Source organism: Pseudomonas sp. RP-B7, assembly GCF_059803535.1.
This window is the reverse complement of sequence record NZ_JAPFHC010000002.1, coordinates 177,110-186,424: the sequence shown is the minus strand read 5'-3', so window position 1 is coordinate 186,424 and position 9,315 is coordinate 177,110. Positions and strand designations below refer to the sequence as shown.

At 61.4% G+C, this 9,315-nt stretch carries 9 protein-coding genes; 5 read left to right on the top strand and 4 right to left on the bottom strand.

The window, feature by feature from the left end:
- Positions 1–55: 55 nt before the first annotated feature.
- From cysM to OPU96_RS03635, 5 genes are all read left to right on the top strand, one after another.
- Positions 56–958 (top strand): cysteine synthase CysM, encoded by a 903-nt coding sequence (cysM, locus tag OPU96_RS03655; protein ID WP_192297071.1) that lies wholly within the window; start codon positions 56–58, stop codon positions 956–958.
- Positions 958–2,310: a 23S rRNA (uracil(1939)-C(5))-methyltransferase RlmD gene (gene rlmD / locus OPU96_RS03650; RefSeq protein ID WP_226454963.1), complete on the top strand. Its 1,353-nt coding sequence runs from the start codon at positions 958–960 to the stop codon at positions 2,308–2,310. The genes cysM and rlmD overlap by 1 nt, the downstream gene beginning before the upstream one ends.
- Positions 2,311–2,430: 120 nt before the next feature.
- The gene (gene relA, locus OPU96_RS03645; protein WP_192297069.1) at positions 2,431–4,674 is read left to right on the top strand and encodes a GTP diphosphokinase; all 2,244 of its coding nucleotides are present in this window, start codon (positions 2,431–2,433) and stop codon (positions 4,672–4,674) included.
- A gap of 167 nt (positions 4,675–4,841) precedes the next feature.
- On the top strand, positions 4,842–5,675 hold the full coding sequence (gene mazG, locus OPU96_RS03640) for a nucleoside triphosphate pyrophosphohydrolase (protein WP_226454964.1): 834 nt from the start codon (positions 4,842–4,844) through the stop codon (positions 5,673–5,675).
- Positions 5,676–5,700: 25 nt separating this feature from the next.
- Entirely contained in the window at positions 5,701–6,246 is a 546-nt protein-coding gene (locus OPU96_RS03635; protein ID WP_105694808.1) for a DUF2058 domain-containing protein, read from the top strand.
- 94 nt (positions 6,247–6,340) lie between these two features.
- Here the strand turns inward: OPU96_RS03635 and OPU96_RS03630 are convergent, their stop codons facing one another.
- The 4 genes from OPU96_RS03630 to purM form a co-directional block, all read right to left on the bottom strand.
- On the bottom strand, positions 6,341–6,529 hold the full coding sequence (locus OPU96_RS03630; protein WP_017734626.1) for a hypothetical protein: 189 nt from the start codon (positions 6,527–6,529) through the stop codon (positions 6,341–6,343).
- Positions 6,530–6,820: 291 nt separating this feature from the next.
- Entirely contained in the window at positions 6,821–7,534 is a 714-nt protein-coding gene (locus OPU96_RS03625) for a DUF3108 domain-containing protein (protein WP_192297067.1), read from the bottom strand.
- Positions 7,535–7,542: 8 nt separating this feature from the next.
- A complete protein-coding gene (purN, locus tag OPU96_RS03620; protein WP_192297066.1) occupies positions 7,543–8,193 on the bottom strand; it encodes a phosphoribosylglycinamide formyltransferase in 651 nt (216 codons plus the stop codon).
- The gene (gene purM, locus OPU96_RS03615; RefSeq protein WP_192297065.1) at positions 8,193–9,251 is read right to left on the bottom strand and encodes a phosphoribosylformylglycinamidine cyclo-ligase; all 1,059 of its coding nucleotides are present in this window, start codon (positions 9,249–9,251) and stop codon (positions 8,193–8,195) included. Before purM ends, purN begins: the two co-directional genes overlap by 1 nt.
- Between the last annotated feature and the right edge of the window lie 64 nt (positions 9,252–9,315).

The window sequence follows — 9,315 nt, the reverse complement described above, 5'->3', positions numbered from 1 at the left end:
CGCCGGGCTTTCCCGGTATGATGTCCGCCCCCGCAGTCTGGATTGCGAATACGCCATGACCTTGCAGTACCCTACAATTGCCGATTGCGTCGGCAACACGCCCCTGGTCCGCTTGCAACGCATGGCGGGAGAAACCAGCAATACCCTGTTGCTCAAGCTCGAAGGGAACAACCCGGCCGGCTCCGTGAAGGACCGCCCTGCGCTGTCGATGATCACCCGCGCCGAGTTGCGCGGGCAGATCAAGCCCGGCGACACCCTGATCGAAGCCACCTCGGGTAACACCGGGATCGCCCTGGCCATGGCCGCCGCGATCAAGGGTTACAAGATGATCCTGATCATGCCCGACAACGGCAGCGCCGAGCGCAAGGCGGCGATGACCGCCTACGGCGCCCAGTTGGTGCTGGTGACCCAGGAAGAAGGCATGGAAGGCGCCCGCGACCTCGCCGAGCGCATGGCCGCCGAAGGCCGTGGCCTGGTGCTGGACCAGTTTGCCAATGGCGACAACCCCGAGGCGCACTACACCAGCACCGGCCCGGAAATCTGGCGCCAGACCGGGGGCACCATCACCCATTTCGTCAGTTCCATGGGCACCACCGGCACCATCATGGGCAACTCGCGCTACCTCAAGGAGCAGAACCCGGCGATCCAGATCGTCGGCCTGCAACCGATGGAAGGCGCAGCCATCCCGGGTATCCGCCGCTGGCCCGAAGAGTATCTGCCGAAGATCTACAACGCGACGCGCGTGGACCGCATCATCGACATGGCCCAGCGTGAAGCCGAAGACACCACCCGGCGCCTGGCCCGTGAAGAAGGCATCTTCTGCGGCGTGTCTTCCGGTGGCGCCGTGGCGGGTATGTTGCGTTTGTCCCAAGAAGTGGAAAACGCGGTGATCGTCGCGATCATCTGTGACCGTGGCGACCGTTACTTGTCGACCGGCATTTTCGACGAACCCAACTGATGGCCAAGCACGAGAGAGGCCTGCGCTTCCAACCGACGGGCGGCAGCCGGGCCCCGCAGATTCCAGTGGGCAAGAAACAACGCCTGACCATCGAGCGCCTGGCCAACGATGGCCGTGGCATCGTGTTCTTCGAAGGCCGCACCTGGTTCGTGAATGGTGCGCTGGCCGGTGAAGAAGTCGAAGCGCGGGTGTTGGGGGCCCACGGCAAAGTGGTCGAGGCGCGCACCGAACGGGTGTTCAAGGCCAGCGAACTGCGCCGCCCGGCGCCGTGTGCCCACGTGGGCCGCTGTGGCGGTTGCAGCGTGCAGCACTTGCCCCATGGCGAACAACTTGCCCTGAAACAGCGCATGCTCGCCGAGCAACTGTCCCGCGTGGCGGGTGTCGAACCGCAGGAGTGGGCCGCACCTTTGAGCGGTCCGGAATTCGGCTACCGTCGCCGTGCCCGTGTAGCGGTGCGTTGGGATGCCAAGGCGAAAAAACTTGAAGTGGGTTTTCGCGCGGTCGCCAGCCAGGACATCGTCGCCATCGATGATTGCCCGGTGCTGGTACAGGCCTTGCAACCGATCATGCAGCGTCTGCCGAACATGCTGCGCCGCCTGAGCAAACCCCAGGCCCTGGGGCATGTGGAGCTGTTCAGCGGTACATCCATCGCCGTGCTGCTGCGGCATATGGCGCCATTGTCGGACGCGGACCTGCTGGTATTGAAAGAATTCTGCGCGTTCCATCAAGCCCAGTTGTGGCTGCATGGCGAGGGCCAGCCGGAGCCGGTGGATGCCGATGCCGCGTTGGGTTTTCAGCTGGAGCAGTGGGGCCTGGAACTGGCCTACCGTCCCGGCGACTTCGTGCAAGTCAACGCCGCTGTCAACGCGGCGATGGTGGCCCAGGCCCTGGAATGGCTGGCCCCACAGCCTGACGAACGCGTATTGGACCTGTTTTGCGGCCTGGGCAACTTTGCCCTGCCACTGGCCAGACAAGTACGCGAAGTGGTCGCGGTGGAGGGCGTGCAGACCATGGTGGATCGGGCGGCGCTTAATGCCGTCAGCAACAATTTGCATAATGCGCAGTTTTTTCAGGCCGATTTGTCCCAGCCTTTGACTGACGCAGAATGGGCCAAACAGGGCTTTTCTGCGGTACTCTTGGACCCACCCCGCGATGGTGCCCAAGAGGTTGTGCGCAAGCTCGCCACTCTGGGGGCCAAGCGCCTGGTGTATGTGTCCTGCAACCCGGCGACGCTGGCGCGGGACACGGTTGAGTTGGTCAAGCAAGGCTACCGGCTAAAACGTGCCGGGATCCTCGACATGTTTCCGCAGACAGCGCATGTCGAGGCCATGGCGTTATTTGAAGCGGGCTAGGATGCCCGTTTAATCCGACTGGCCTGCGTTCTCCAGGGCCTGTGATCTGCCACGGAGTTCGCAGTAAAGTCGGCGATGATTTTGGCGCATCAGAGGTGCGTCGTAGGGAAGGTAAGCAAGATGGTACAGGTGAGAGCACACCAGCCGATCAACACCGACGGCAGTATCAATCTCGAGGCATGGCTGGATCATGCCGTCAGTGTCGACCCGGCACTGGACCGTGAAGCCTTGAAGGCAGCCTGCGAGTTCGCTCGCGAGTCTGAGCAACAAGACAATGCGGCCAAGAACCTGTGGGCCGAAGGCACTTCGAGCTTTCGCACCGGGCTCGAGATCGCCGAGATCCTTGCCGATCTCAAGCTGGACCAGGATTCGCTGATCGCCGCCGTGCTCTATCGCGGCGTGCGTGAAGGGCATATCGCGTTGCCGCTGGTCAGCCAGCGTTTCGGCGCCGTGGTGGCCAAGCTGATCGACGGCGTGCTGCGCATGGCCGCCATTAGCGCCAGCCTCAGCCCGCGCCAGTCGATGGTGCTGGGCACCCAGGGCCAGGTGGAAAACCTGCGCAAGATGCTGGTGGCGATGGTCGATGACGTACGCGTCGCCCTGATCAAGCTGGCCGAACGCACCTGCGCGATTCGGGCGGTGAAGACCGCCGACGACGAAAAACGCAACCGTGTGGCCCGCGAGGTGTTCGACATCTACGCGCCGCTGGCACACCGCCTGGGCATCGGCCATATCAAGTGGGAGCTGGAGGACTTGTCCTTCCGCTACCTCGAACCCGATCAATACAAACAGATCGCCACGCTGTTGCACGAGCGGCGGCTGGACCGTGAGCGCTTTATCACCGATGTGATGAACCAGCTGCGCTCCGAGTTGCAGGCTACCGGCGTCGATGCCGACATCAGCGGCCGCGCCAAGCACATCTATTCCATCTGGCGCAAAATGCAGCGCAAGGGCCTGGCCTTCAGCCAGATCTACGATGTGCGCGCCGTGCGTGTGCTGGTGCCGGAAATGCGCGACTGCTACACCGCGCTGGGCATCGTCCACACCCTGTGGCGGCATATTCCCAAGGAGTTTGACGACTACATCGCCAACCCCAAGGAAAACGGCTACCGCTCGCTGCACACCGCCGTGATCGGCCCTGAGGGCAAAGTGCTGGAAGTGCAGATCCGCACCCACGCCATGCACGAAGAGGCCGAGTTGGGCGTGTGTGCGCACTGGCGCTACAAGGGCACCGACGTCAAGGCCGGGTCCAACCAGTACGAAGAGAAAATCTCCTGGCTGCGCCAAGTCCTGGAATGGCACGAAGAACTCGGCGACATTGGCGGCCTCGCCGAACAGTTGCGCGTGGACATCGAGCCGGACCGGGTCTACATCTTTACCCCTGACGGCCATGCCATCGACCTGCCCAAGGGCGCCACGCCGCTGGACTTCGCTTACCGCGTACACACCGAGATCGGCCACAACTGCCGGGGCGCCAAGATCAACGGGCGCATCGTGCCGCTCAACTACAGCCTGCAAACCGGTGAACAGGTCGAGATCATCACCAGCAAGCACGGCACGCCGAGCCGCGACTGGCTGAACCCGAACCTGGGCTACATCACCACGTCGCGGGCGCGGGCGAAGATCGTGCACTGGTTCAAGTTGCAGGCGCGCGACCAGAACGTCGCCGCCGGCAAGACCCTGCTCGAACGCGAACTGGCCCGCCTGGGCCTGCCGCAGGTGGACTTCGACAAGCTGGCCGAAAAGGCCAACATGAAGATCGCCGAAGACATGTTCGCCGCCCTCGGTGCCGGCGACCTGCGCCTGGCGCAACTGGTCAACCTGGCGCAACAACTGGTCGAACCGGAGCGCGGCAGCGAGCAGCTGGAGTTGATCCCGCGCAAAGCCACCGGCTACAAGCCGGGCAAACGCGGCGACATCCAGATCCAGGGCGTGGGCAACCTGATGACGCAAATGGCCGGCTGCTGCCAGCCGTTGCCGGGCGACGCGATCGTCGGCTACATCACCCAGGGCCGTGGCGTGAGCATTCACCGCCAGGACTGCGCTTCGGTGCTGCAACTGGGCGGGCGTGAGCCGGAGCGGATCATTCAGGTCAGCTGGGGCCCGGTGCCGGTCCTTACCTATCCGGTGGACATCGTCATTCGTGCCTACGACCGTTCCGGTTTGCTGCGGGACGTGTCGCAAGTGCTGCTCAACGAGCGGATCAACGTGCTGGCGGTCAACACCCGCTCGAACAAAGAGGACAACACCGCGTTGATGTCCTTGACCATCGAGATCCCGGGCCTGGACGCGTTGGGGCGGTTGCTGGGGCGGATTTCCCAGTTGCCGAACATCATCGAGACGCGGCGTAACCGTACGCCATGATTAGCTGGATGAACGCGGGCTAACATGTGGGAGGGCTTTCGTGGGAGCGGGCTTGCTCGCGAATACGGTGTGTCAGTGCCAGATTCATTGGCTGACACTGCGCATTCGCGAGCAAGCCCGCTCCCACATTTGATCTTCTGCGTGCCCACTTGATCGGACAGAAACTGATGTATTCACTAGATGACCTGCTGCACCTGATGAACCGCCTGCGCGACCCGCAATACGGCTGCCCGTGGGACATCAAGCAAACCTACGCCACCATCGTCCCGCATACCCTTGAAGAAGCCTACGAAGTCGCCGATGCCATCGAGCGCGGTGACTTCGATCACCTGCAAGGCGAGCTCGGCGACCTGTTGTTCCAGGTGGTGTATTACAGCCAGCTGGCTCGGGAAGAAGGGCGTTTCGAATTTGCCGGCGTGATCGACAGCATCACGCGCAAGCTGATCCGTCGTCATCCCCACGTGTTTCCCAGCGGCGATCTGTACGCACCGCTGGATACCCCCCGGTTGAACGAAGAGCAGGTCAAGCACCGTTGGGAGCAGATCAAGGCCGAGGAGCGTGCGGAAAAGTCCTCCGTACCGGAGCAACTGTCCCTGCTCGATGACGTACCCACGGCGCTGCCATCCTTGTCTCGTGCCGCCAAGTTGCAAAAGCGCGCCAGCCAGGTCGGTTTTGACTGGCCATCCGCCTTGCCGGTGGTGGACAACGTCCGCGAAGAGCTGGATGAAGTACTCGAAGCCATGGCTGACAACGACCCAGCCGCCATCGCCGATGAAGTTGGCGACCTGCTATTTGCCGCGGTCAACCTGGCCCGTCACCTCAAGGTCGACCCGGAAACCGCGCTGCGTGGCGCCAATGCCAAGTTCGAACGACGTTTCCGATTTATCGAACAGGCATTGCGCGATACGCATCAATCCATAGAAGATTGCACCCTCGAAGAGTTGGACGCCCTGTGGGGTGAAGCCAAACGCCAGGAAAAGAACATGTCCAGCTGCGGTTGAGCGGCTGCCTAAGTGAGTAAGCACCATGAGCATTTCCCTTCGCGATCAGTTGCTCAAAGCAGGTCTGGTCAACCAAAAGCAGGCCAAGCAGGTCGGCAAAGAGAAACAGAAGCAGCAGCGCCTGGTCCACAAGGGCCAGATCGAGGCCGATGACACCCAGGCCCGCCTGGCTGCCGAAGCGAAGGCCGAGAAGGTCAAGCGCGACCAGGAACTCAATCGCCAGCAGCAGGAAAAAGCCGAGGCCAAGGCCCGCACGGCCCAGGTCAAGCAACTGATCGAGACCTCGCGCCTGCCCAAGCTGACCACCGAGGATTACTACAACTTCGTGGATGACAAGAAGGTCAAGCGCCTGTCGGTCAACACGTTGATGCGCAACAAGCTGAGCAACGGCTCCTTGGCGATCGTGCATCACGGTGGTGGTTACGAGGTGATCCCGCGTGAAGCGGCGCTGAAGATCCAGGAGCGTGCGCCAGAGCGCATCGTGCAGCTCAACATCCTCACCGAAAGCCAGGTGCCGGACGAGGATGATCCATACGCCGCCTACCAGATCCCGGATGATCTGATGTGGTAAGGCTGTAGAAACAACAAACCCCGCTCAAAAGGCGGGGTTTTTGTTGATAGGTACTCCGGCTGCGTGGGCTGGAGCACCTATAGGATTTCGATACTCAGGAGCTTTCTGCCTGGCGTTTCATCTCAAGCGACTCGAGCTCGTTCTTATAATTGTGAGCGTCACTCTCGTTGTGAAACATGCCGACCAGCAGGTCTTGTTGGTGTACATCCCAGATGTGAATCCCATGGCCCAGCGCTTCATGGGACATATGTGCATCGTCGCGTTCAGTTACTTTTACAGTCATCTGCTTGCTCCAATCTCTGGTGGGTCTGCGGCAAGTCGTCGCAGGCCTTTGTTATATGTTTTGTTAGCTTGCTAAGTAAACCGACTTTTCGCGCAACAATTCATTGCAGGAACTGCAACAGTGCTGCAGGCCTTGAGGATTGGGGGGTTGCGGTATGGGTGCTGGAGTTTTATGACAGAAGTTTCATGTTGAGAGCCCGCTATCGCCATCGCAGGCAAGCCTCTACATAGAATCCGCAGGCAAAAAAAAGCCCCGCAGTCAGCGAGGCTCTTTTTTTGACTCATCAGCCGATCAGCTACCTTTGACAGCCTTGCCGTCAACCGTACCGTCTTGCAGCATGATGTTGTATTCCTTGCCGTCAGTCTCGACCTGACGCAGGGCAACCAGGATGCCGCCCTGGTCCTTGGCAAACCACATCTGGGTGATGCGCTTGCTTTGGGTTGGGTCACGCACGCGCTCAACCTTGATCGCGTCGATGGAGCCGACCTTGGTCTGGACCTTTTCCGGGCCGATCACGCGGAAGTCGTAGGTGTCGACGTCGGTGCCTTCGACCACGTTGTAGCTCATGCTTTTCTTGCCAGCGGCAACGTCGCGCTGCAGGGCCAGCTGGTAGGTCGACTTGTCGAGCATGCCGCTTTGCAGGGCCACGTTGACCGGGTCTTTGTTTTCAAAACCGGTGACTTTCTTGGCGGTTTGATCAAAGTCCAGGTTGATCTTCTTGGCTTTGCCCAGGCCACCGCGTTCGAAGATGTAGCTCTTCGGTTGCAGGGTGTCCTTGTCAAACAGGATCACGCTGGTTTCGGTGAGGCTGGCGATCATCATGGAAGCCTTGAAGTTCAAGGTCCAGGTGCCGTCGCCATTCTTGGCCAGGCTGCGTTCAGCCGAACCACTCATGGGCAACTGTTTCCAGTCGGCGGTGTAGCTAACGGAGAAAGGGTGAAGGTCTGCCGCTTGCACGGCAGGCAAGGCAAACAGAGCAAAAGCGAAGAGCAAGGCGCGACGCATAAAATCTCCTAGGTTCGAATCAAGTGGCCGCTGGCCGCGAGTAACTGACCGTCCAATAATGCACCCTGCTCACCAAGAATCAACCGCCCCTCGGCAAACCAGCGCACTGCCAGCGGGTAAATCCTGTGTTCCTGGGCGTGAACCCGTTGCGCAAGGCTCTGCGCTGAGTCATCCGACTCTACCGGAACCACTGCCTGTACGACCAGAGGCCCGCCATCGAGTTCCTCGGTGACGAAGTGCACGCTGCAGCCATGCTCGCTGTCGCCGGCGTCGAGCGCCCGCTGGTGCGTGTGCATGCCTTTGTATTTAGGCAGGAGGGAAGGGTGGATGTTGAGCAGGCGCCCAGCATAGTGCCGCACGAAATCAGCGCTGAGGATGCGCATGAAACCGGCGAGGACCACGAGTTTGGGATTGAAGGCGTCGATCAGTTCGACCAAGGCGGCATCGAAGGCTTCGCGGCCTTCGAAGGCCTTGTGATCCAGGGAGCGGGTGGCGATACCCGCGTCGCTGGCGCGTTGCAGGCCGAACGCGTCGCTGCGGTTGGAGATCACCGCAGCGATGCGCACCGGGCTGTCGCCGGTGCGCGTGCTGTCGATCAGGGCCTGCAAGTTACTGCCGGTGCCGGAGAGCAGCACCACGACATCACAGGTCTGGGACATCAATGAGCCTTGAGGTTCTTCAGTTCAACCTGGGCCGCGCCTTCCGGTGCGGTGGCGATCTGACCGATGACCCAGGGCTGCTCGCCCGCTTCACGCAGTACGTTCAACGCGGTTTCAACGTGCTCTTGGGCCACGCAGATGACCATGCCGACGCCGCAGTTCAGCACGCGGTGCATTTCGTTTTCGTTGACGTTGCCTTTCTCTTGCAGCCAGTCGAAGACTGCAGGACGCTGCCAGCTGGCCACGTCGACAATCGCCTGGGCGCCTTTTGGCAGCACGCGCGGGATGTTGTCCAGCAGGCCGCCACCCGTGATGTGGGCCATGGCCTTGACGGCGCCAGTGTCCTTGATCAGCTTGAGCAGTGGCTTGACGTAGATGCGGGTCGGGGCCATCAGCAGGTCGGTCAGCGGTTTGCCGTCGAGCTGGATGTTTTCGATGTCGGCGCCGGACACTTCGATGATCTTGCGGATCAGCGAGTAGCCGTTGGAGTGCGGGCCGGACGATGGCAGGGCGAGCAGGGCATCACCGGCGGCAACCTTGGAGCCGTCGATGATCTCGGCTTTCTCGACCACACCGACGCAGAAGCCGGCCAGGTCGTAGTCTTCGCCTTCGTACATGCCTGGCATTTCAGCGGTTTCGCCGCCGACCAGGGAGCAACCCGACAGTTCGCAACCGGCGCCAATGCCGGTCACAACCTGGGTGGCGGTCTCGACGTTGAGCTTGCCGGTGGCGTAGTAGTCCAGAAAGAACAATGGCTCGGCGCCGCACACCACCAGGTCGTTGACGCACATGGCCACCAGGTCGATGCCGATGCTGTCGTGCTTGTTCAGGTTCAGTGCCAGGCGCAGCTTGGTGCCCACGCCGTCGGTGCCGGAGACCAGCACTGGCTGTTTGTAGCCGGCCGGGATCTCGCAGAGGGCGCCGAAACCGCCCAGGCCGCCCATGACTTCGGGGCGCGCAGTGCGCTTGGCGACGCTCTTGATGCGTTCGACCAATGCTTCACCGGCGTCGATGTCTACACCGGCGTCCTTGTAGCTCAGGGAGGGTTGCTTGCTCATGATCCAGGCCTTTAGGGGGGATTCAGGGGTAACGACCGGGCGGGCGGGGGCTTTTATAAAGGCC